Source organism: Streptomyces sp. H39-S7, from assembly GCF_027158205.1.
GTDB lineage: Bacteria > Actinomycetota > Actinomycetes > Streptomycetales > Streptomycetaceae > Actinacidiphila.
On record NZ_JAPVLU010000073.1, the window covers coordinates 1 to 23,073 of the forward strand.

Below are 23,073 nucleotides of genomic sequence, written 5' to 3' on the forward strand. Positions count from 1 at the left end.
TCGGATCCGTTCTTGGCGAACTTCACCATGTCGTCGCCGACGGCGACCTGGGACAGGAACACCTCCGCAGCCTGGAGTTCGGCGGTGGTGGGGAGCTGGAAGGCCGTGCCGCGCTGGAGCGCGGCGGTGACCGCCGCGGTTACGGCGGGGTGGGCGTGGCCGAGAGGGCAGCAGGTCAGCCCGGCGAACCAGTCGGTGTAGCGGTGGCCGTCGGCATCCCAGACCCAGGCGCCCCGGCCGTGGGAGAGCAGCGGCGGAGCGAGGGCGGGCCATTGGTCATGTGCCTTGCTGTAGGCGTGGGCGCCGGCCGGCACGAGCTCGCGCAGACGGGTCGCGGCCGCCAGGCCGTGCGGGTGCGGGGTGGACACGGCGGGAGTCCTTCCGGTGGTCGGGTCAGGTGAGCTTGAGCGACAGGCCGCCGTCGACGATCAGGACCTGTCCGGTGATGTAGGAACTGTCGGGTCCGAGCAGGACGGCTGCGGTGGCCGCGATGTCGGCCGGGGTGGCGAGACGGCCGAGTGGGATGCGCTGTCGGAGCATCGCGCGCGGGAAGCCGGGGTCGGCGAGGGAGCGTTCGGTCTCCACCGCGCCGGGAGCGAGCGCGTTGATCCGGACGCGGGGCGCGTAGGCGGCGGCCATGGTCCGCGTCAGCATGGACAGGGCCGCCTTGGAGGCCTCGTAGGCCGCGGAGTCGGGGCCGGTGAAGGTCGCGGCGATGGAGGAGATCGTCACAGTGGAGCGCAGCGTGGGCTGGTCAGCCGCGGCCCGCAGGAGCAGGAAGGCGGAGGTGACGTTGGTGCGCATCACCGCGTCGAAACTGCTGGAGGTGGTCTGCTCGATGGGGGTGGTGTCGATGGTGGCGGCGCAGTGCACGACGTGGTCCAGCCGCCCGTAGCGGGTCAGGGCTTGCTGCACCAGGCGGGCCGGCACGTCAGGATCGGCCAGATCAGCAGGCCAGAACGCCAGGCTGGTGTGGTGGGCATCGAGGTCGGCGGTCAGCGCTGCAGCGCGCTCGCCGTGGCGGTGGTAGGTGGCGGCGAGGCGGTGGCCGTCGGTGTGCAGGCGGCGGACCACGGCGGCGCCGATGCCGCTGCTGCCTCCGGTGACCAGGGTGACCGGCCCGGTGTTGGGCGGCCGGGTCACGGGCGGGAGCCTTGCAGGCCGTGCCGGTCCATCCAGGATCCGAGCAGCGTCCGGAATCCGTTGAGCATGACGGGGTCGGGCCAGGCCGCCCCGAAGTAGGGGAATGCGGCCAGGTACTCGATGCCCTGGTAGATGGTCAGGCGGTCGTCGAAGCCGTCCGGCAATGCGCCGGTGGCGGTGTATCCGTCCAGGAACGGGATGCGCAACTGGGGGTGGCGGTCGAAGACCCACATGCCCAGCTTCACGAAATCCCATATCGGGTCGTAGAACGCGGCGGCCTCCCAATCCAGCAGCCCGGCGGTGTCCGGGCAGCCGTGGGGGGCGAGAGTGTTGGGCAGGTACAGGTCGCGGTGGGTCAGGCAGGGCACGACGTCCCCGCCCAGTTGCTCGATCAGGGCGGTGAGGTGGCCGCTGACCGTGAGCAGGACGTCGGGCGGCAGCACGTCGACTTTTGCGGTGGCAGTCGTCAGCCGGTCCAGACGGGCCAGACAGGCAGCCTGCCAGGTGGGGTAGGTGACCGTGCCGGCGGCGTCCTCGGCGAACCGGGGCCCGCGGACGGTGTGCAGGACGGCGGCCGCCTGACCCAGGGCATAGCCGAAGCGCGCGGTGCGGGCGGGGTCGAGCAGCGCGAGGGCGGCGGCGCCGTCGGTTCCGGGGATCCATGTCTGCACGTAGCACGGCCGCTGCAGTGGTCCGCCGGCTTCGCCGATGGCGACGACCTGTGGGGTGAGGACCCCGGCGGCGGCCGCCATCTGTTGTGCGGCTGCTTGCCGGAACAGGTCGCTCTGCTCGGGGCGCCGGATGCCGGTCTTGATCAGGTAGACGCCGCTGGTGGTTGCGACCTTCCAGGACAGGTGCCCCCAGCCGGTAGAGATGGGCGCGATGCGCGCGACCTCCTCACCGGTGAGCTGGGTGAAAGCGACCCGTGCGAGTTCGACCGGCGGATGTTGGGCTGCCAGGGCGGGGAGCGTCATCGGGTGCCTCCAGTGATGGGGGACAGGGCAGCGAGCAGTCCGGCCGACTGCGCGAGGCCGGTCATCGGCTGAGCCAGCCGCCAGACCGGCACCGTCCGGGCCAGGACGGCGGCTTGCCCGGTCAGGTCCAGCGCGGGCGTGGGCAGGTAGGGGTCCAGCCACGTCTCGTACGGGTCGGCGGCCGTCAGACGTGAGACCAGTACCTCGGCGGCGGCCTGGGGTTCCACACGTTCCAGGGCGCAGCGCTCGCCCGGCTCCAGCACAACGAGCGCGGACAGTCCGGTGGTGGCGGTCAGTTCCGCATCGAGCACGGCCGCCAGCATTTGCGGCCGCAGGTACAGTGCGCCCGGCGACCCACCGCCTTCCGCTCCCTCGGTCAGGGCCCGCGCGGCGGCGCCCAGGTGGGGCAGGCTCTCGGCCCTCACCTCGATGGCGCGCGGCAGTCCCCGGGCGGTCACCCGCCCGTCGTGGAGGCACAGTACGGCGTCGTCGTTGGCGACCAGGCGCGCGCGGCGGTGGTGGTGCAGGTAGGCGATCAGTGTGCTGGTCTTGCCCGAACAGGAGCCGCCCAACAGCGCGATGCCGTCGCTGCCGCCCGGCAGGGACACCACCGCGGCGTCGGCGAACAGAGCGCCATCGGCGGCGAGCTGGCGGCGGATCAGGGCGCGCAGCACCCGCACCACGGGCGCGGGTCCACCAGGACAGGGCAGGTGCACGGTGCGGTCGGCGGCCGAGAAACGCACGTCGGTTCCGGCGCGGGAAGCCACCGGCGGGGCGAGGGTACCGGGGCCGATCCGCACCGTCCAGACGTCGGGCGGGGCCGTGGTCCGGTCCGGGGCGGTGGTGATCCACGGGCGGCATGCGAAGGCCAGTTCGTCCAGGAACGGCTGGGCGCCGTGCACGACCAGTCGGGCCGGGCCGCAGACCATCACGTCGGTGCTCACCCGGTCACCCCCGCGAAGCGGCCGGTGAGAAGGGCCTGCTGGTCGGTGAGGTCGCGCAGTGCTGCCAGCGGCCGTGCGAGCGCCGGATGCACGTCCCGCCCGGCGCGGCGCAGCGCGTCCAGATGCCCGCGGTCAGGCAGTTGCGAGAGCACCATGGCGGGCCACAGCGCAGCAGTCTCCGCCTCGGCCAGCGGGAGCGGGGCGGCCTGCTGGTAGCCGGTCAGGACCGCGTCCAGCAGCCGGGGCTGGAGCCGGTAGTCGCCGCTGCCGGCCCGGGCGAGCATCAGCAGGCCGGTGGCCAGGTCGGTGACGCGGGGGCGCCGGCCGATGCCGTCCAAGTCAAGGACACCGGTGATCCGGCCCCGCCCGTGCAGCAGGTTCCCGCCGTGGACGTCCCCGTGACCCCAAACCCGAGCGGTCAGCTGCGGCAGTCCACCGGCGTGCCGGTGCAGGCGATCCAGGTGCGGGCGGTAAGCGGCCAGCAGGCGCCGGTGCTTGCCGGCAACGTCGTGCACGGCCGCCCAGGTCTCCTGCGGCGCGGTCAGCCACGCGTCCCACGCGGTGTCCGGCCCCACCACGCGCGACCCGCCGAGGTGGTCGGGGAGCTGGTGAAGGTCGGCGAGGTGTCCGGCGGCCAGCCCGGCCAGGTTCGCGGTCACCGGGTCGAGGGTGCGGCCCGGCAGGTAGTCCAGAACCATCCAAGGCCGACCCTGGCGGTCGAGCACCCAGCCGCTCCCGTCCGCGGTGCGGTGCGGACGGGCGACCGGTAGACCGAGGTCGTGGGCGGCCTCGTGGACGCTGAGCAGGAAGTCCAGCCGGCCCGGGCGCGCGTCGCGCCGCGGACAGCGCGCCACCCACCGGGGCCGGCCGTTGTGGTCGGTCAGAGCGACGCACCGGTTGGCGGTCGCTCCGCCGCCCAGCAGTTCCCCGCCTCGGACCGGTAAGCCGAAAGCGGTCCGGGCGAGCTGCGCCGCCAGGTCGACGTCCGCGCCGTTGGTGGCGTCGGTGAGGGTCACCGGGTTCCTCCCATGGGGGTGAAGAAAGGGGCCAGCGGATTGCGGCGCAGTGCGGCGGCCGCCCGGGTCAGGTGCTCGGCGGTCTCACGGCCGTACGGTTCGGCGCGGGGGACCTCGATGGACACCGGACCGCAATAGCCGGCCGTATGGAGCGCGGTGAGCACGGCGGGAAGGGGGAGCCGCCCCGCGCCGGGCATCACCCGGCGCGGGCGACCGTCACCGACGTCGTGGGGCAGGTCCGCCAGATGTACCCAGCCGATCGCGCCGGGCGGCAGCGCGGCGATGTGCCCGGCCGGGTCGAGACCTGCCAGGGCAAGCGCGACGACGTCGACCAGGAGCCTTGCGTTGGGCGCGCCGGTCTGGGCCCACACCGGCCCGGCCTTCTCCAACAGGCCAGGGGCGTGGAGTTCAACGTTCACCGCCAAGCCGTGAACGGCTGCGGCCTCGGCCAGCTCGGCGAGTCGGGCCGGGACCCCGGCCGCCGCACCCTCGCCGGCGGCGCGCGGTACGAACACCGACAGGCTCCCGGCACCGCACAGGGTGGCCAGACGGCAGGCGCCTTGCCATGCGGCCAGGGCCTGCGGCCACACCGCGGCGGGCACGGTCACGTCGGCCGGCACGCCCGTACCGCACGAGAGCTGTCCGATCCGCAACCGGTGCCGCCCCAGAAGGCGCAGCAGGTGGAGGTGCCCGCAGGCGGCCAGGTAGTCGGCGACGGCGAAGGCCGGCACCTCCAGCACCGGGATACCGGCCCGGCCGGCGGCGGGGACCAGGTCGGCCAGCGCCAGCCGGTATCCCGCTGTTGCCTGGTCGACGCCGATGGCGAACGCCCGCGTGACGCGGGCCGGTTCCCGGTCCATGTCAGTGCATCGGGTAGGCGCCGGACAAGATGCCCTCCAGGCTGTCCGGCAAGGCGGACAAGCCCTTGTCGACCAGCGGCGCCACCGCGTCCCTGTCGGGGGCCGGGCGCCCGTCGGCGGCCGGCTCGACGCGGACCACCGCCGCCCACGGGTCGGTCAGCTCGCGACCGCTCTGCCCGACCAGAATCACCTCGGCGCCGTGCCCGAGCTCCCGGTGGATACCGGTGGCGATCAGGTCGGCGCCCACGCAGTAGACCAGACCCGTGTGGTAAACGGGATTCTTGCCGCTGATCCCCTCCATCGTGAACGGCCGCACCGCGCTGATCAGCCCGCCGTAGCGGTTGCCGCGTCCCACCAGGCCCTCGTCGCCGGTCTCGATCGAGGATCCGGTGTGAGTCAGGTACAGCTCGGGGCGGGCGTCGTCGTCACGGGTGTTCAACCAGATCCGCACCTCCAGCTCCGGGTAGGCCGTCGCCGCGTACGCGGTCAGCACGTCGCGGACGTGCTCCCGGTTACTGATGTAGGAGGCCAGGTCCGGGACGTGCGCGGCGATCTGCGGCACCGCGCAGGTCAGGTTCACTGTCCGCCCGAACCGCTGGGCCATGACCTTGATGTCGCTCCCCAGCCACCCAGAACCGAACGCGTCGGCAAGGACCCGCTCGACATCCAGCACCAGCTGCTCCGTGGCCGTCGGCGGGCTGAACGCCGCGCCGCTGGAGGTGTCGTTGCACGCCAGCCGCTTCAGCTCCGGAAGGTCATCCAGCGACTGCGGTGCGAACCAGCGCGAGCGCACGTTCGCCGCCTGGTTCTTGGCACCGATCCCGCCGGGGCTGTCACCCTGGCTGACCTCGTACAGCAGCCGAAAGTCCCGGTCCGGGTCGAGCATCGGGAACCGCTGGGCGAAGAAGTCGCGGGTGGCCGCGGTGAGCAGGTCGCGGACCGGGATGTCCTCGCCGCCGAACGCGCAGGAGGCCCGGCCGGACAGCAGCACGCGGACGGGCTCTAGCATCCGCCCGCCCCCGAAGGAGACCTCGACGCGCCCGCCGAGGATGCCGGTCTTGTCGAACTGGTGGTGCAATACCGCGCCGAAGTGGTGGCGGGTGTAGCGGCTGTAGACGGTCGACAGGTGGGAGCCGAGCGCGTCGGCGAGGGTGTCGGGGTGGCCGTGTCCCTTGCGCTCGACTACCTCGAACGGCTCGTCGGCCCGTCGGGTGTTCGCGGGGACGTAGGTCAGGTTCTTGCTGTCCATGACGGAACTCCTGGTTCAGGCGGCCGGAGCCGGGGAGGGGGCGGCGGACAGGGTGGCGGCGAAGGCCTGCAGGCGCTGCCACTGTGCGGGCAGGTCGTGCGGGCCCTGGCCGTGCGGGTCTTTGAAGAAGAACCCCAAGTCCTCCAGAGCGCCGTGGTGACCTGCTTGGTGGGCGCGGGCGGTCAGCCGGGCCAGATCCAGGACCAAGGGCGCGGCCAGCGCCGAGTCCAGCCCCTGCCAGGTGATCTGCATCTGCATCCGGGCTCCGAGGAATCCCGAGAACGTCACCAGGTCCCAGGCCGTCTTGGCGTCACCCAACTCCGGGACATCCTCGATCAGGACCGGACCGGCCGGCCGGTAGCCGAGCGCGTGCTCCAGCACCGCGCTCTTGCTGGCGGCCTTGGACGCGCACGCCGCCGGGTCGGCCAGCGTCGCGCCGTCGCCGCCACCCAGCAAGTTCACCCCGGACCACGAGGTCACCGCCAGGTTCCGCACAGCGAACATCGGCGCCAGCACGCTCTTGACCAGGGTCTCGCCCGTCTTGCCGTCCCGGCCCGCGTACGGCACCCGCTGCTGCGCGGCCAGTTCGGCCAGCGCCGGCAGCCGGGCGCCGGTCGAGGGAGTGAAGTCCACATACGAGCAGCCCGCGCTCATCGCCGCCCAGGCGTACACCGAGCTCGGCGCCAGCACGTCCTGCCCAGCCTTCAGCGCGGCCTGCAGCGCGTCCACGCTGCGGTGCGCCGGATGCGAGACGGTGGCCGGCTCGGTGGAGGCAACGTGCACCACCACCGTGCGATCCAGGCCGTGCCGCTCAGCGAAGGCCAACAGGTCCGCGGTGATCTGGTCGGCGTCCCGGCCCGGGTGACCGCTGACCGGAGCCGGACGCACCTCCCGCTCGGCCGCCGCCAGCTCCCCACCCAGCGCCGGCAGTAGCGACGCCGGCAGCACCCCGGCCGACGCCAGTTCCTCGGCCTTCTTCGCCCACGGCACCTGCGAGGTGTCGTGACCGCCGAACACCAGCTCACCGAGGTCCGGCAGACCGGCGTCGGCGAACGGCCGCAAAGCCGTCACCATGCCCCCGGTGCCGGCCAGACCCGACCGGACGGCCAGCGCCCCGGCCACCGTGGTCGTTGCCACCGACCCGCGCGCCCCAACCAGCCACACCCCTGTACGGCGCCCGCCGCCCTGATTGATTGCGGACATGCGCAACACCTCCCATTCCGCGGCCCGGTGGGGCCGTCGCTGACGATCCCTCAAGGCAAGCGCCGAACCACCGGCCGGCGGAAGGCGCACGCTGTTGCCTACCGTTGCCGCGCTCTTCCCGTCCCGGCACGAGATGTCGGTGCCCGCCAGTACGGTGTGGCTGAACTCCCCGTAACACCGTCGTCACCGAGGGGACACCATGGCGCAGCAACAGGCATTCGGACATCCGCTGGCCTTCTTGCGGCACTCCCTGGGCAACCTCGGCGCCGAGCCCTACCTGCGCCTGGTGGCGGCCCGTCATGCCTCCCTCGGCTACGGCACCATGGCCACACGCCGAGAGAAAGTCAGCCGCTGGGAAGCAGGCGTCCACGAGCCGGAGATCTTCGCTCAGCTGGCCATCGCAGACCTCCACGGCATCCCAGCCGACGCGGTACGAACCCTTCCTTGGCCCGACTGGTTACTCCTGGCTCTCGATGACCGGTCCGTAGTCGCCTTACCGTGGACACATACGGGCATGCTCCATGCTCTGGCGGACACCGTTCGTGGAGGATCGATGGACCGACGAGCCTTCCTCATCGCCACCGGCGCGACCCTGACGGGTGCCGCCGATCAGTGGCTCACCTCGCCCGGCCAGACCCCACCAACCACCGCATCCACCGACCGGGTACAGGTCACCTCATCGACCGTTGACCACCTCGATCAACGCCTGGACCACTTGCGCCACCTTGACGACTCATGGGGCGGCGGAACCCTGCGCACCCTGGCGAGCGCGGAACTCGAACACATCGAGAGCCTGCTCAACGACGGCCGCTACACCACCGCCGTGGGCCAACGCCTGCAATCCGCAGCCGCAGAGAACGCCCGCCTCTGCGGCTGGCTGGCCTTCGACTCCGGCGACCATGCAGCCGGACAGCGCTACTACCTCACCGCGTTGCGCGCAGCACGGGAAGCCGACGACCGCGCCACCGGCGCCAACACCTTGGCCTTCATGGCCATCCAGACCTACTCGATCGGCAATCCCGCCGACGCCATCACACTGGTCGATACCGCCCAAACTGCCCTCGGCCGTAACGCCACCCCGCGGGTGCAGGCCATGCTGCACGCCCGTATCGCTCGCGCCTACGCCAAAGCCGGTCGGCCCCGGGAATGCGCCCACGCCATGACGGCCGCCTACGACGCCTACGCCAAAGGCCCCCACGATGACGACCCGGCCTGGTGCTACTGGCTCACCACCGGGGAACTGGAAAACCTCGCTGGATCAAGCGCGCTCGACCTCGGCGACTGGGCCCGCGCCCTGGCCCGGTTCGACGGCGCGCTGGCCGCCGCGTACGGCAACGACGGATACCAGCGCGACCACGCGCTCTACCTCACCCGAGCCGCTGAAGCCCACCTTGCTCAGCGCGACATCGAGCAAGCATGCGCCTCCGCAGAGCAGGCCGTCACCCTCCTGGGCGGCGTCACCTCAGCCCGCAGCTCCTCCACCCTCAGCACCTTCCGCAGCAAGCTCGACCCTTACCGCGATACCCCCGCTGCCCGGGACTTCCTCGCCTCCCTCGCCAGCTGACAGATCCATGGGGCGGACCACCCCGCCTGCATCACGCAGGGTGCGGGGTGACGGCGAGTCGTGCGCCCTCAGGAAATTGCGGTTCCACCAGGCCAACCATCCTGGCTTCCTGATCCAGCCAGAGCAGTCCGAGGCACGCGCAGTTCAGCAGGTAGTGCCCGATGTCGCTGCAGGCGCTCTGAGCCGCCTGCGCGAGTTCGACGGCAGTCAATGCCGATCCGGTCGCCGGTTCCTGTTCGGTCTCGATGACCTCGCCCGCAGTCGACACGGCTGGCCGGGTCCCTATCCCTATCCCCCGTGACTATGCCAGCGATTACGACCCCGCAGTCAGACACTTACTTCGGGAGCAGCTTCCTGCTGGTGCTGATGTTGCTCCTCGATGAGGTCGAGCTGGGCCTTCAATTCCACCATGCTGCCTGCCGAGGCCATTTGCTCTGCGAGAGCGGGGATGAACGCGTTGAGCGCGGCCCCCGCCCCCATCTCGGGGACTTGCCGCTGCCACTCCCGTACGGCGCGGCCCATTCCGCTCTCGTCGCTCATGGTCATTTCAACGCCCGGGAACAGCGGAGGTCACACCGGACCGGACGCGGTGTCCCACTCCTGAGCCTGGGTCGCATCCGATGTTGCTGGCCGCCGCCCGCACCGGGACCACCGTCTCCTCACCCCTGGGACCTGCCCGGCCAGGGCGAGCAGGTCCCAGTCTCCCGGGCGATCAGCTCAGGCGGCCGACGGTGCGGCTGCGTACAGCATGGCGTTGGTGGGGGTGGCGTCGTCGCCGAAAACAGGGGTGATGATCGGTTCCCACGGGCCGGCGGTTTGCAGTTGGTGCAGGGTGGTGATGCCTGCGGGGAGCCGGGCGGCGGCACGACGCAACCGTGAATCGGCTGCCGCGAGCGCGCGCAGATCAGCAGTTCGACGGTTCAAGGCGGCGGTGGGAGCGCCGGTGAGGACGAACAGCACGCGGGGGAAGGCGGGGTAGCGATCCTGCCAGGCCGCACCACCACCCGACGGGGCGGCGCCCGTGCGGGATCGTGTGGTGGTAGGGGTCGGGTGGTAGCCCTGGTAGCGGGAGTAGGCGCGGAGTTTGTCGGCGAGGCGGTCCGGGGTCATGGTGGCGCGGTCGATCTCCAGGAAGTAGCTGCAGATCGTGCGGGTGTTTTTGTGCCGGTGAATGTAGGACAGGACGGCGTCGGGGATCAGGAAGGCTTCGTCGCCGGTGCGGCTGTCACCATCGCGCAGGCGGTGGGCGAGCTCGGCCTCCCAGTCCAGTGGTCCGCATTCGTGCCCGGCTCTGCGGGCCGCTTCGACGAACGCCAGGCCGGTGGCGTTGATGGCCAGGGTGTGTTCCTGTAGCTGGGAGGCAGCGCTCTGCTCTGTCATCCGGTAGGCGCGAGGGCGTACCTCGCCGGCAGCCTCCACGAGGTCCGCTCCCGCACTGGTGCAGTACCAGGCGAGTTCGCCCTGCCCTCCGCGGCGGCGCACGGTCGCGCCCGCGAGCTGCAGGTTGCGCAGCAGGTTCAGTTGGCGGCGCAGGTACACCGGGTATGTGGTGTGCGGCTGCAGCAGCTGTTGGAGCTGACTGGTGGTCATCAGCCGGTGTTGGTACAGCACCGGCAGCAGCTGTTCGGCGAGCTGCGGCAGACCGTGCGTGCGGAGCATTCCGGCGGGATAGGCCATTGAAGGTTCTCTTCTTCTCGGTCGTCGCCGGCCTCTGCGGTGCCGGTGTCGTGGGACAGGTCATGGCGCATGACGTCGTGCTGGCCGGTCGGCGCTGCCACCGGGGCGGGCGGGTGCGCGGCGAGGTAATCGCCGATCCGTTCGTCGAGGGTGGACAGGTCGGCGAGGATCTTCGCGACGGGGCGCCGGCCCAGGGAAATGTCGATGGCAGCGTCCAGGTCGGGCAGGGCGTTCGGGTCGTAATAGTTGGCCAACACCTGGTCGACCGGCACGCCCCTCACCTTGAACGGGGTGGTGCGTTTGCCGTGGAGCATGACGCTGACGATGTATTCGTACTTATCCAGGCCGGCGAGGGTCTCCGGTGTGATGCCGGGCATCCGGTTCGCGACGTAACGGGCCTCGTCGATGTCGGACGCGGTCGACGACAGGACGGACTGGTTCTGGAATGCCGCTTGCCGGGTGGTCTCCGACAGGCGCATCGCCATCTGCGTCATGGCCATAAGCCGCACCTCGTACTTGCGCAGCTGTTCGAAGATCTTGGCGATGAACCCGCGGCCGGCGGCGTCGACGGCCGCGACCTCATCCATCCAGGCAAAGAACGTCCGGCGCTGCTCAACGGGGGTGTCCTGGCGGGACGTGCCGGCCAGGAACAGATCGAAGATCAGCAGGCTGGTGATGAGCGAATCGCCCGCGCCGGTTCCGGACGGTGCGATGAGCACGATGCTCCCGTTGTCCATGGCGTGCCGCACGTTGTACGTGGACAAGGAGCCGCCCAGGAACGTTTTGAGGCTGAGGGAGGTCTCCAGCACGTCCAGCGCGTTGGTAACCGTCGGCACCGCGGTCGCGGCGTATTTCGGGAAGGTGACCCGCCAGAACCGCCTGACGTCGTCAGACATGTTCTCGAGGACGCCCGCCCGCCACTCGTCCTCCGTCAGCAGGGATTTGATCTGGAAGATGGTGGGCTGCAGCTCAGGGCAGCCCGCCGAGACCAGCTGGTACGCCAAGTGGGCGAGCACCAGAACGGCATTGCTCAAGATCGCCCGTGCCTGTGGGGCGTTGTTGCCCCAGCCCTGCGCTGAAGCGATGCCGCCGACGATGGCACCGACGACATCCTGGATGTCCTCGATCGGGCGGCCGCGCATGTCCAGGGGATTCCAGCACCCGAAGGGGCTGTCCATGCTGGGCTTGGCCAGGTCGATCAGCTGGACGCGGTCCCGCACCGCCGGATGTGTCAGATACGGGCGGGCCCGGGTCAGAGCTTCCCCGTGCGGGTCCAGGAACCAGCACCCGTACCCGCCGTAGGCGAGGGTGATCATCTGGACCAGGGCCTGCTCCGTCTTGCCGAATCCAGATTTGCCCAGGCCCAGGCCGAACAGCACATCGGCGACGTGGGCGGCAGCCAGATACTCCCGGCCGCCGGCACCGGTCACCCGGCCCAGCGGGACCATGCCGGGCTGGCCGGTCCATTCGGGCAGCCCGGCCGGGGCGGGCGGCACCACACCGCCGCACCGGGCGACGTTGGTGGCCGCGCAGTGCTTCGTAGGCGGTTTCAGCAGGCCGGCGATCTCCGTGGTGGTGACCCACTGCCGCTTGGCGGGAGCGAACTCACCGGTGGCCACGCGCCGGTCGAACGAGCGGCGGCGCCACCACACGTTGCTGTACGGCCTCCAGGCGGTGCGGCGGGGTCCGACCGGGCGCCACCGGTTCTCGCCGGAGAACATCGCCATCGCGCCGAGCAGCTGGTGCAGCAGTGCGCGGGCCCGCACCGGATGCGTGGCGCTGACCCGGATGAGGACCTGCACGGCGAAGACCGGCTCGCCCAGCGTGAATTTGCCCACCCCGTCGGCGAGGTCGACCTGCCGGGGCACCTTCGCCGGGCGTTGCCGGTTGCCGAGGGAGGAGCTGATCCCCATGCCGTCGGCCAGGACGGTGCGCACGCTGTCCACCCAAGCGCCGCCTCCACCGCCGGGACCGAGGCGCTCCCCGAACGCGGACGGTCCGCGCCGGGCCGCGCGGGCGATCAGCGCCCGGCGGCGGCGGTCCACCTGGCCGTCCGGTACCGGCACCAGGTCCACCATCACATCGGCCTGTTCGCCGTCCTGGCTGCGCACGGCGGCCATGGCCGCGGCGAGGCGTTGCAGCGGGTCGGGGTCGGGGCCCAGGCGGGCCAGCGGCCGGTGATCGGGCCGGGCCAGAACCAGCTCGGCCCGCGCCACATACATGCGGCGCCCATCCCTGACGGCGTCCGCAGCCGGCTTGTTCTTCATGTCCACGCTCATCAGACGGTCCTTCCGGTGGGTTGGGTGCGTGCTGCTGCAGGCGCGGGTGGGGGTGGTGCGCCGTCGAAGCGGATTCGCGGCCCCTTCGGGCGGGCACCCGCGATGTGGGCGGGAACGACTTCCACGTCCGCGTATCCGGGCATCCGCAGCAAGCTCTCCGCGCGCGCCGGACCCTCCAGCAAGGTGCGCATCTTGCTGTCGGTGTAGGTGGTCCGCAGCCGGGTGGCCACCGCGCGCCGGGGCATCGGCCCGCAGGCGGCGCGGACCGAGGCGATCTGTCCGGCCGCCCAGCGCAGTTCGGACGGGCCGGCCTCGAAGGTGCTGGCGGGCAGCAGCTCGAAGGCGACCCGCTCGCGCAGCGCGGCGGTCGCCCGCTGACGCCACCACCCCGCTGCGGCAGCCCATCCGATCCCGGCGAGGAGCACGCCGGCGGCGGCCCACCACCGGTAGGCGCCCAAGAACGCCGCCATCTGCTGCGGGACGTGCTCGATGTCATGCAGGACGATCCGCGGGTCTCTCACGTCGACCACCGGCGCAGACCACCGGTGCACCCCATGGGACGGAACATGTTCAGCCTCCTGATCTGTGAGGCGGGCCCATCCCACCTCATCTACCTACGGGAAGTGCGCGGGCGGCCCCGGATGTGACACGGGGACGGAAAATCGAGCGAAAACGGTGGGAGGAGACCACCGCCCCGGCGGTGGGATCACCACGTCACGACCCGGCGGACCGCCACGACCCGGGTGATGTTGCTGGTGGACTGTCGCCAGGAGGCGTAGCTGACCAGTCGGGTCTGCAGCCCCGTTCTGGGAGACTCGAGGAGCTGGCCACCGCCCACGTAGAGGCCGACGTGTCCCGGGCTGCTGGTGGTGCCGTCGGAGCCGGCGGAAAACACCAGGTCACCGGGGAGCGGTGCGTCGGGACTGACAGCGATACCGGCGTTGACCTGGTCGAACGTGGTGCGCGGCAGGTTCACGCCGGCGGCGTGGTAGGCCTGTTGGACCAGGGAACTGCAGTCGCACTGATGGGCCGGGTCGGAGCCGAGACCGTGGGTGCAGTCGCCGCCCAGGTGATACCAACCACCCCGCTGCTGCAGAGCCCAGGCCAAGGCAATCCGGATCTTTGCGGGGGCGTTCGCGGGCAGTGCGTACTCGGTGGGCAGCTGCTGGGCGCCGGTGGCAGCGGTGTACTTTGCGGCGCCCGCCATGATCGTGCGCACGTACTGGTTGGTCTGGCCGGAGGCGAACTCCTTGGGGGGAACGCCCCGGTAGCGCTGTACGGCGCCCCAGCCCGCGTTGTAGCCGGCCAGGGCCAACTCGATCGGTTGTCCGGGGTAGCCGGAGGCGGTCGCCTGCTTGAGCAGGCTGCACATGAACGTGCCCTGGGCGGTGATGGCGTCCGCGGGATCCCAGACGTTGGCGGCGCCGTCCCCGTTGGCGTCGGTCTTCCAGGTGTTCCAGGTCCCGGGCATGAACTGGGCGATGCCCTCCGCGCCAGCATTCGAGCGGGCGGCGGGATTGAACCCGCTCTCCTGCTGGAGCTGGGAGGCGAGAACCGGGGCGGGAAGCCCGGGGCACGCAGCGGCAGCGCGCAGGACCCACGGCTCATACGCGGCCGGCACGCTGCCGGGCTTCAGGGTGCCGCCACCCGTTCCCACCGGGGCGGTGCGGGAACGGGCGGCGGCCTGCAGAGCGGCGTTGCCGGTCCCGGTGGCCACCGCAATGAACAGCACCAGAACCCCGAACAGCGCCAGGACCGTGGTGAGCGCGACGCCTCCGCCGACCGACCAGGCGCGGCGGCTCACGTGCTGCCGCCGCGCGGCCGGGGCCGGAGCGCGGGCGCGCCGGGCGGGGTGCGGCGCTCCAGCCGCCGGCGGAGCTCGGCCTGACGGGTGGAGTGGGGCGGCGGGGTGGAGGGAGGGACGGGAGCGGGCACCCGGCGTGGCCCGGGGCGCGGAAGCGGCAGAGGTCCGGGGCGCGGCCGCGGCCGCGGTGGCGTTCGGGGCTGCGGCGGCGTCGTGGGCTGCGGAGGTGCGGTGGGCTGCGGCGGGTTGTTGGGCTGCGGTGGCATGACCAGCTGCGGGGCGGCCGGGCGGTAGGGGCCGGCCTGTGTCGGCGGCGCTTGCGGCTGCGGCTGCGCGGGCGGTGCGGTGTTCGGGCCGCGGCCGTTGGGGCGTCGCTGCGGTGGGCGGGGAACGGGCCGGGGTCCGCGCCGTGGGGCGGTCTGCAGGCGTCGGGCCAGGCGGGCCCCGGTGCCGCGCATGGTGGTGGCGGTGCCGCCGCTGATGGCCAGCGCGCCGAGCGTGAGCGCGCCCCGCCCCAGCGCTCCGCTGCGCTGGCTGGAGTCCTCGCCGTAGCCGGCCCGGAAGATCGCCTTGCCGGCACCGCCGACCCGGTTGCCGTCCATGCGGGTACGGAAGTTGCCCGCAGCACGCCGGGCAGCCTTCGCGACCTTCTTGCGATAGATGAACGCCGCGATGCACACGATGTCCAGCACGAGGAACCGCAGGGCCAGGCTGCCGAGGAACGCGTCGTCCAGGGACGGGTCCAGAAGTGTGGTGATGAAGACGAGGAACACCGCGAGCAGCAGCACCGACATGATCAGGGTCTGGAAGACTTTCAGCAGGTTGGCGCACCACTGCCACAGCAGGGTGCGGCCACCTCCGGGCAGGGTGCCGGCGACCAGGACGCCCTCGCCGCGGATGGCTTCCAGCGCGATGCGGCACTGCGCGGCCAGCAAACTGCCAGCCAGGCGGCAGATGAAAAAGGTGACGATGAGCGAGGCCAGCGCGACGAACAGCGCTCCGGCGAGCTTGTCGACCGAGGCCTTCTTCGCGGAGGCGACGTCGCCAGGCACGCACTTGGCCTCGAAAGCGCCCATCGGCGGCTTGCCGTAGTGGTCCTTGACCCACCCGCCGACGATGCCGACGACCTGGTCCGTGCCCCACTGCTGAATCCCCGTCGGGTCCAGAGGACTAGGGGCACCGGTGAGCCGCGAGAGTGAGTCGTGGTCCTTGATCCACTGGATGTTGCTGTCGGCCTGCCGGTCCCACGCCAACTGCTGGATCTTCGCCTCGGCGTAGGCCTTGGAGCAGTCCCGGTCGAAAGTCCTGCCGTACTGCAGGAGCTCGGCCGGCTTCACGATCAGGGCATCGACCAGGCTGTCGCTTATCGGCCGGGCCAGGGCGCTGACGTCGTTGGTGGAGACCAGGGAGCGGGTACCGGTGGTGTGGCCGCTGTTGATGATGATGCCAGCCACTTCCAGGCTGAAGCCCTGGGCGGCCCCGAGTATCCCGCCGTTCTCTCCGCCCATGAGCTGCTCGGGCGGAGAGATCAGCGCGGTCGCGCACAGGGCGGAGATGACGAGGGTGAGTGCGGCTTCGCCGACTCCGCGGGCCCGGTCGCCGACCATGATGTGCCACGCGCACACCGTGGCCGCGACCACCAGGAACAGGCCCGGTAGCCCGAGCTGAACGATGACCTGGCTGTGCAGGCTGGAGGAGATGGCCAGCACCGGCTTGAGGAGGATCTTCGCCAGGCCGAAGCTCAGCGCCCAGGTGATCAGCCAGCACGCGAAGGCGATCATCCATTTCGTGGCCGCGAAGCAGATCTCGATCAGGAATCCGTAGACCTTCAGCGACCAATCGGTCAGGCCTCCGGTGTCCGGGTTGATCGTGTAGACCTGGATCGGGACCCCGTACTGGTCGGTCGTGTTGAAAACGCCCAGCACACCGCCCTCATCGGGCAGCTCCTTGCGCAGCTGCTCCGTAGCCTGATCCATCAGCACCCGCTGCGTCGCGGCCGAGAACGCATCACCCATGTCCTGCGCCTGCTGCAGGCGCTTGGTGATGTCCTGGTCGCTGATGCGCGGGAGACCGCCGCCCCCGCCGGCGCCTGATCCGTCGCCGGGAGGCGTGGTGGTCCCGGCCGTCGGCCCGGCCGCCGGCGTGGTCGGTGCTGTTGTCGGTGCTGTTGTGGTGGGAACGGCAGTTGGGCTGGGCGCGGGTGTGGGGTCGGCGTGGGCGTTACCGGAGGTCCACAGCACAGCGGTGAGCGCGGCCAGCGCGAGCAGCACGCCGATCCGTCGCCGGCCGAAAGCGCCGTGGGTCGCTGCCCGTAGTCGGCGGATCATGCGGCGCTCCGGCCAGGGGTGGAGTGGATCTGCTCCTGGGCCTTCGGGTCGGAGGGCAGGAGCACGCGCATCGTCCCGATCCGCTTGTTGAGGTCCCGGTACAGGCACTCTCCGGCGCGCACCGCCTTCTCTTCGGCGGACAGGTCCATCGGGGACAGGCCGGTCGTGACCAGGTCGACCAGGTTCCGGTCGGTGGAGTCCAGGCCCAAAAACTCGAGGCCGCGCATGGCGAGGGTTTCGTCGGTCTGCCGGAACAGGAACCGGTGCGGGATCAGGCCGCGCAGGACCGCACCGAGATGGCTGTCCGCAGGGCCGATGTCGTAGCTGTCGTGGGTGCCCAGCAGGGCCCCGGCACGGTGCTTGCGGCCGTCACGCAGCTGCTCCAGGAGCAGCTCCTGGCCTTCGGGGGAGGAGGTCAGCCACCAGCACTCGTCCCAGACGCTGACGGCGAATTCGTCCTTCGACCCGAAGGTGATCTCGCGGCAGAGAGCGGCGACCAGGTACATCAGCGCGCGGCCGATGATCTTCTCGGTCTCCATGCGCTCCATGCGGAACTCCGACTCCAGCTCGCTCTTCTTGGGCAGCTGCAGGGAGCTGACGGAGAAGACCACGCTGTCCGCGGTGACCGTGGCGATCGGCGGGAGCGACGGGTCGAAGATGACCCGGGCCAGGTCCTCCTCGGCAGCAGCCGCAAGCTTGCGGGCCAGCACGCTGGCCGTCGCATCGTGGGCGCCGCGTGCGGCCAGCTCCGTGGTCAGGGCCTGCATGCTCGCCCCGTCGCGGGAGAGCACAGCCTTGATGGCCTCGGTCAGGACGACGCCCTCGATGTCCATCGGCTTGATGCCGAGCAGCAGCGTCAAGAAACTCTTCGTCCGCCGCGACCGCTGTTCGGGGGCGAAGATCCGCAGCGGGTCGAGGGAGATCTCCGCGGAGTCGTCGACCGTGATGACCTGGGTGGTGCCGGGGCACGCCCGCGCGAATCGCTCCCATTCGCGGTCCTCGGTGCGGTCCACGACCACGACCCGGCCCCGGGATCCCGGCCAGTTCACCCGGCGCCCGGCCGCGAGCACCGAGAACATGGCGGACTTCAAGGCGACCGACTTGCCGGCGCCCAACTCCCCGATGAACGCCGCACACGCGGAAGCGTTCTCGGCCGGACCACGGCTGAAGTCGACCAGGACGGGCCGCTCACCGCCACCAGTGAGCTGCACCCCGTACAGCGGGCCGCTGTCGTCCCCGAGCTGCGCCCCGCACCACGGCATCGCCATCGCCCAGTCCCGCGCCAGCAGGTACTGCGCATACGACGCCAGGACCCTGGGAGCGCGGGTGCCGGGCAGCATGGCGTACCAGAGGTTCTCCTGCTCGCCGACGGGGCGGGCCAGGGTGTAGTCGGATCCCCCGAAGTGGTGCTGGACGGCTTCGGCGCGGGCGTGCGCCTCGGCGGGGGTCGGCCCCCACACGCACAGCGTGACCATGGACCGGATATCGACTTCCGTGTGGGACGAGGCCAGCCGCTCCCGGTTCTCCGCCAGATCAGCCACCGCCTCCACCTGGGCGGGCGGCACGCCGGCGGGCTCATGCTCGTACTCCTTGTCCTGCTGGGCGATGTTGCGGGCGCGCTGCTTGGTCCGCCGCAGCGCGGTCGCCCCGGACGAGATCGCCAGTCGGCACGTCCAGTCGATGGGGAAGTCGAAGTTGTCCAGGCTGGCGAGGTACTCGCTGCCGGGGAACGCGAAGCGCTTGGGCATCTGGGCGAGGGCGAGCATCGCCTGGTACGCGGTGCCCCACTCGGTGGTCACCTGCAGATGGCGGTTGGCGAAGGGATTTCCCGGCAGCCGCCGGCCCTGCTGCTCCTCGTCCCGGGGGCGACCCCCCTCAGCCAGCAGCACCTCCGCCAGAGCGGCCACCCCACGGCCGCGGCCCAGCACGGGCTGCTCGTCTCCGGGCGCGGGCAGCAGCGGTTCTTCGGTGCCACGCCGGGCGGCATGCCCGTACATCCACAAGATCTCCGCCTCGGTGGCCGGCCGCAGACCCACCCCGGACGGCCAGGTCGCGGCCAGCACAGCGGCCTGAGCGATGCGCCGGTCCTGCTCGCTCGCGCTCACTCCGGCGGGCACCAGGCCGAGCGTCAACGCGAGCCCGGCCCGGGTGGCGTCGGCCAGGTCAGCCAATGCCTTGATACGGCCTCCGGCGGGCAGTGGAACGGCTAGCCAATCGGTACGCGCGGACAGCTCCATGCTCTCCAGCTGGGTCAGCACCCGGTCCGCGAGATCCTGGTAGCCCAGGCTGCGCTCCAAGTCGACGTCGGCCGTCATGGCGCGCACCACGCTGCGCGGATCCACCTGCGGGCACAGTGACAGCAGGATCGGCTCGCCCCCGGTCGGGAGCGCCTTCACGAACGCCTCGATGGTCCGCAGCCGGGCCTTCTTGGCGGTGGCCGAGGCGTGGGCGTAATTGGCCGCGCTGACCCGCCAGATTCCCCACGCGGTGCCGTGTGTGGTCCAGCAGACATTCCCGGCTACATGCCGGATCGGAAGCTTCACAGATGTGCTCCTTCTCGTGCGCGAGCGGCCCGCTGAGCCAGGAGGGCCTGAACCCCGGACACCACCGGGACCAGGCCCGGTGAGGTGCCAACTGGGGCGGGCGGTGTGCCAGGCTGGGGCCGGTGCGGCCGGGCGGGGAGTACCGGCGGCCGCTCCGTGTCTGGCTCAGGGGCTGCAGTCTCCGGCTCCACGGCCGCGGTGAAGTCGACGGTGGCAACCGGTGCGATTCGGCGGGCAGGACGCTGCCGGTAGGGCCGGCCGTGCATGCGGCCAGCTGCCGGCGCACCGGTGCGGCCCGCCAGACTCACCAGCGCTGCCAGCGGGTTGCGGTGGTCGATCTGCACCCGGGCAACCGCCCACCCGGCGACGAAAGGCACCGCCAGCACGACCAACGCGTCCAGCGCCAGGTGGGTACCCCAGAGCGGGCGGGTCACTACCAGCAACACGAAACTACCGACCATGACCGCCAGCTGCGTCATGGTGTACGGGCCGCCCAGCATGCGGCCGCCTGAAGAGAACCGGCCGATCGCCACCGGCAAGCGGCGCGCCTCGGTGTAGCAGCGGCCGACCAGCTCTTCGCTGTCGCCGGTCGTGGTGGCGGTGCTCATCGCGCGCCCGTCCCCAGCGGCCCGCCGTTCGCGGTCCCAGCACCCGAGGTGGTGCTGACGGTGTTGGAGCGGTTGATGTCATCACCGGTCTTGTCGCGCAGCATGTCCATGTGCAGTGCGCCCCACCACACAATGGCGCCCATGATGAGCGCGACCATGGCGGCCGGGGTCGAATGCGTCTTCCACCACACGAGGATCACGCCGATCAGCGCGATGATCGGAATGACGATGTACAGCAGGAACGTCTTGAACTCGTTGCCGAGGTTGGTGCCGGTTTCGATCCAACCGGTGGCCAACGTCTGGTGGAGGGTGTGCACGGGGTGCCTCGCTTTCTTATGGGGCGGCGCGCGGTCAGCGCGCCGAGGTGGAGGGGCTCGTGGCGGTCGGTGGGGTGGTCAGATCCAGTGCGGGGACGGGGGCCGCGTCCAGGGCGGTGATTTCCCAGCGGCCGGCCCGTGCGGTCAGGCTCAGTGCGTAAGACAGCGGGGTTCGGGTGCCGTCGCCGCCGGTGGCCCGGACTGTCACCAGCACGTCCTGCCGGGTGCCGTCGGCCGGTACTTGTGATCCGGCCGAGTCGGCATCGGATCCCAGGCCAGCGGCGGCGATCTGGTCGACCGCTACCGCGGTGTACGGGGCCGGGGTGATGCCCGTCATCTGCACCCCCGGCGTGAGGAACCGCGTCAGGTCACCGCCAGCCAAATAGGCGGTCAGGAACTGGCCGACGGTCTGCACTCGCACATCACTGGCAGCCGCGGCTTGCATCACCCCGTACTCCAGCTGCGGAGCTGCCACCTGCCCGGGAGCGGCGACCTCAGCCGGTGCGGCCAGCGCGATGTAGCCGAAGGGAACCCCGGCCGCCGCCTCCCCACTGGAGGCGAGAGCGACCTGGAAGTACCGCACCCCGGGACCCGCCGCAGCCCGTGGGCCAGCGGCGGCCGAGGTGGAGGTCGGGTGCGCATCGGGCTCGATCACCCGCGCTCCGACGGTCACCGACCACAGGCCGCCACCCAGCGGAATCGTCCGCACCGTCGCGATCTGGGTCACCTGCCGTCGGCCCGGCGCCCCTTCGAACGTCACCGACCGGGCACCGGGCCAAAAGGCTGCCAACGCCGACTGGTCGCCCTCGCCGGCGGACACGTACTGCGTGACGAAAAGTTCAGCGAATCCCGCCGGGCCCACCGCCGGAGCCGGCGCACTGGGCTGCACCGCTGCCGAGGGCACGGTGCTGCCGGCCGATGCGGGAATGGCCAACAGCGCCCCGACACCGAGCAGCGGACCGGCCACGATCACCGCCCAGGCGGCCCACCTTGCCAGCGCGGCCCGATTTGCGGCTGCACCGCTGGTCATCGACCAGCCGCCGACGACCGGCGACGTGTCCCACTCGGCCTCCCCAACTACTCCCTCATCGGCCCACTCCGGGTCGACCACGCGCTCGCTGCGCCGCCACCGCCGGCTCATGAGCAGGCCTCCCCGTCCCGGCCGCCCCGCGTCAGGTCCGCGATCCGCGCCCGCACAACCTCGGACGGCAGCATCTGCAACTGCGCGTACGAAGCCAGCGCCTGTGTCGCATCAGCCAAATACGCCTGCACCGCGGTGACCGTGTCCGGCGCGAACGGCTCGCGCACCAGCGCCACCGCTGCCCGCGTCGCGAGCTTGCGGGCTGCCACCAGCTGCCGTTCCTGTTCCGTCGGCACGCCCTGCTTCCCGTCCCGATCTTGTTCCGACCCTGTAGCCACCTCGGCCGCCTCTCCTGTGTGATGTGTCCTGGCGTCGGCTAATCCGCCACCAGACGTCTGCACGTCCCGGCCGCCGTCCTGCGGCAGCCCGGTGCTCATGCGGTCTGCTCCAGCCAGATCCCTGCCGACTGCCGCAACTGGCTCACCGCGCGCGAGCGGCGTTGGCGCCATGCCGCAGGGCGCACGCCCGCCCGTCGGGCCGCCAGCTCGTCCGGCACCACCGAGCCCTGGTATTGGTCGCTGATGGCGGCGACGCCGCCGGGACCCACGACCCGCTCCGACAGCGCCCACAACAGCAGATCGACCACGTCGCGACGGGACCCGACCAAGTCCTCAGCGGTGCACTCCAGCCCCGGCAGGCCGCTGGCCGCTGCAGCCGCAGCCAACTCGCTGCGCAGCGCCCACTCCTCCGGTTCCTGGTCGGTGTCCTCGCTCAGATTGCGCGCGTCGTTCAGCGGCGCATGGCTGCTGCCCGGGAGCCACGGCCCGTCCCACCGCAGCTCCCGGCAGGAGATCCGCACGGTGTCCATCAGCAGATTCGCTGCGATCTTGACCGGCCTTCGGTGCAGCGGATAGTGCCGCACCACTTCGAACAATGACGCGACAACGATGTGGGTGACCTCGGCGTAGGGGCGGTCGAATTTCTGCATCCGGCGCGCAGTTTTGACCGCTGCGGGCAACATCGCCTGCAGGACCACCCGAGCTGCCAACCGCCCTGTCTCACCGGGGCCGATTGCGTGCTGCAGCAGGGCGCCCATCCACCAATCGGTGTGGTCGCGTCCGAGAACGCAGTCGCGGAGGTTCAGCTCCTTCAGCAGCGTGCGGAGGTCAGTCGGCGCCTCGTCGGGCGTGAAGACACCTGCTTCGACGAGCCAGCCGGCCACCGCCGCCGCCTTTGAGGAATCGGCGGACAGTACCGACCACTCGGCGTTCAGATGGTCGACGGAGTCGACGATGTGGCTGGTCACGGCACGGCCCCTTTCGGTCTACGTGCCGTGAACTCTCCTCACCACCCCTTGCACTCTTCCTTGCAAAAATCGCCGTTTTTGCAGGTCAAGCGGTTGCACTTTTGAAATCACCCGCACGGACGAGCCGAGTGCAACCGGGCAAGCGGTTGCACTCGGCTCGACGGGCAGGGGGGTGGCG

At 71.1% G+C, this 23,073-nt stretch carries 22 protein-coding genes; 1 reads left to right on the top strand and 21 read right to left on the bottom strand.

What is annotated here, in order from left to right:
* The 8 genes from O3X23_RS39600 to O3X23_RS39635 all read right to left on the bottom strand — a co-directional run.
* Positions 1–368, bottom strand: a 368-nt coding sequence (locus tag O3X23_RS39600) for an aminotransferase class III-fold pyridoxal phosphate-dependent enzyme (protein WP_269278723.1), incomplete at its 3' end; no start/stop codon positions are given.
* Positions 369–393: 25 nt separating this feature from the next.
* Entirely contained in the window at positions 394–1,143 is a 750-nt protein-coding gene (locus O3X23_RS39605; protein WP_269278725.1) for an SDR family NAD(P)-dependent oxidoreductase, read from the bottom strand.
* Positions 1,140–2,117, bottom strand: a complete 978-nt coding sequence (locus O3X23_RS39610; RefSeq protein ID WP_269278728.1) for a phosphotransferase family protein — start codon at positions 2,115–2,117, stop codon at positions 1,140–1,142. The genes O3X23_RS39605 and O3X23_RS39610 overlap by 4 nt, the downstream gene beginning before the upstream one ends.
* Entirely contained in the window at positions 2,114–3,061 is a 948-nt protein-coding gene (locus tag O3X23_RS39615) for a hypothetical protein (RefSeq protein ID WP_269278731.1), read from the bottom strand. The genes O3X23_RS39610 and O3X23_RS39615 overlap by 4 nt, the downstream gene beginning before the upstream one ends.
* Positions 3,058–4,077: a phosphotransferase enzyme family protein gene (locus tag O3X23_RS39620; RefSeq protein WP_269278734.1), complete on the bottom strand. Its 1,020-nt coding sequence runs from the start codon at positions 4,075–4,077 to the stop codon at positions 3,058–3,060. The genes O3X23_RS39615 and O3X23_RS39620 overlap by 4 nt, the downstream gene beginning before the upstream one ends.
* Positions 4,074–4,937 carry a sugar phosphate isomerase/epimerase family protein gene (locus O3X23_RS39625; protein WP_269278737.1) on the bottom strand — a complete coding sequence of 288 codons (864 nt, stop codon included), beginning with the start codon at positions 4,935–4,937 and terminating at the stop codon, positions 4,074–4,076. The genes O3X23_RS39620 and O3X23_RS39625 overlap by 4 nt, the downstream gene beginning before the upstream one ends.
* A gap of 1 nt (position 4,938) precedes the next feature.
* Positions 4,939–6,186 carry a methionine adenosyltransferase gene (locus O3X23_RS39630; protein ID WP_269278740.1) on the bottom strand — a complete coding sequence of 416 codons (1,248 nt, stop codon included), beginning with the start codon at positions 6,184–6,186 and terminating at the stop codon, positions 4,939–4,941.
* 15 nt (positions 6,187–6,201) lie between these two features.
* Entirely contained in the window at positions 6,202–7,389 is a 1,188-nt protein-coding gene (locus O3X23_RS39635) for an inositol-3-phosphate synthase (protein WP_269278743.1), read from the bottom strand.
* Between the two features lie 553 nt (positions 7,390–7,942).
* Between O3X23_RS39635 and O3X23_RS39640 the strand changes: the two genes are divergently transcribed.
* Positions 7,943–8,953, top strand: a complete 1,011-nt coding sequence (locus O3X23_RS39640) for a transcriptional regulator (protein ID WP_269278746.1) — start codon at positions 7,943–7,945, stop codon at positions 8,951–8,953.
* Positions 8,954–8,984: 31 nt separating this feature from the next.
* Here O3X23_RS39640 and O3X23_RS39645 read toward each other — a convergent pair whose 3' ends face one another.
* The 13 genes from O3X23_RS39645 to O3X23_RS39705 form a co-directional block, all read right to left on the bottom strand.
* On the bottom strand, positions 8,985–9,221 hold the full coding sequence (locus tag O3X23_RS39645) for a hypothetical protein (RefSeq protein WP_269278749.1): 237 nt from the start codon (positions 9,219–9,221) through the stop codon (positions 8,985–8,987).
* Positions 9,222–9,280: 59 nt separating this feature from the next.
* Positions 9,281–9,493, bottom strand: coding sequence for a hypothetical protein (locus O3X23_RS39650; protein ID WP_269278752.1), 213 nt, complete (start codon positions 9,491–9,493; stop codon positions 9,281–9,283).
* Positions 9,494–9,670: 177 nt separating this feature from the next.
* On the bottom strand, positions 9,671–10,612 hold the full coding sequence (locus O3X23_RS39655; protein WP_269278755.1) for a replication-relaxation family protein: 942 nt from the start codon (positions 10,610–10,612) through the stop codon (positions 9,671–9,673).
* Positions 10,543–12,909 (bottom strand): ATP/GTP-binding protein, encoded by a 2,367-nt coding sequence (locus O3X23_RS39660; protein WP_269278758.1) that lies wholly within the window; start codon positions 12,907–12,909, stop codon positions 10,543–10,545. The genes O3X23_RS39655 and O3X23_RS39660 overlap by 70 nt, the downstream gene beginning before the upstream one ends.
* Entirely contained in the window at positions 12,909–13,439 is a 531-nt protein-coding gene (locus O3X23_RS39665) for a hypothetical protein (protein ID WP_269278760.1), read from the bottom strand. Before O3X23_RS39665 ends, O3X23_RS39660 begins: the two co-directional genes overlap by 1 nt.
* Positions 13,440–13,615: 176 nt before the next feature.
* Entirely contained in the window at positions 13,616–14,713 is a 1,098-nt protein-coding gene (locus tag O3X23_RS39670) for a C40 family peptidase (RefSeq protein ID WP_269278764.1), read from the bottom strand.
* Complete coding sequence (locus O3X23_RS39675) at positions 14,710–17,040, bottom strand: hypothetical protein (RefSeq protein ID WP_269278767.1); 2,331 nt, start codon at positions 17,038–17,040, stop codon at positions 14,710–14,712. The genes O3X23_RS39670 and O3X23_RS39675 overlap by 4 nt, the downstream gene beginning before the upstream one ends.
* A complete protein-coding gene (locus tag O3X23_RS39680; protein WP_269278770.1) occupies positions 17,037–19,583 on the bottom strand; it encodes an ATP-binding protein in 2,547 nt (848 codons plus the stop codon). Before O3X23_RS39680 ends, O3X23_RS39675 begins: the two co-directional genes overlap by 4 nt.
* Positions 19,580–20,191 carry a hypothetical protein gene (locus O3X23_RS39685; protein WP_269278772.1) on the bottom strand — a complete coding sequence of 204 codons (612 nt, stop codon included), beginning with the start codon at positions 20,189–20,191 and terminating at the stop codon, positions 19,580–19,582. Before O3X23_RS39685 ends, O3X23_RS39680 begins: the two co-directional genes overlap by 4 nt.
* Positions 20,188–20,508 (bottom strand): hypothetical protein, encoded by a 321-nt coding sequence (locus O3X23_RS39690; RefSeq protein WP_269278776.1) that lies wholly within the window; start codon positions 20,506–20,508, stop codon positions 20,188–20,190. Before O3X23_RS39690 ends, O3X23_RS39685 begins: the two co-directional genes overlap by 4 nt.
* A gap of 34 nt (positions 20,509–20,542) precedes the next feature.
* Complete coding sequence (locus O3X23_RS39695) at positions 20,543–21,649, bottom strand: conjugal transfer protein (RefSeq protein WP_269278779.1); 1,107 nt, start codon at positions 21,647–21,649, stop codon at positions 20,543–20,545.
* Positions 21,646–22,026, bottom strand: coding sequence for a hypothetical protein (locus O3X23_RS39700; RefSeq protein ID WP_269278782.1), 381 nt, complete (start codon positions 22,024–22,026; stop codon positions 21,646–21,648). The genes O3X23_RS39695 and O3X23_RS39700 overlap by 4 nt, the downstream gene beginning before the upstream one ends.
* Positions 22,023–22,895, bottom strand: a complete 873-nt coding sequence (locus tag O3X23_RS39705; protein ID WP_269278784.1) for a hypothetical protein — start codon at positions 22,893–22,895, stop codon at positions 22,023–22,025. The genes O3X23_RS39700 and O3X23_RS39705 overlap by 4 nt, the downstream gene beginning before the upstream one ends.
* Positions 22,896–23,073 lie beyond the last annotated feature (178 nt).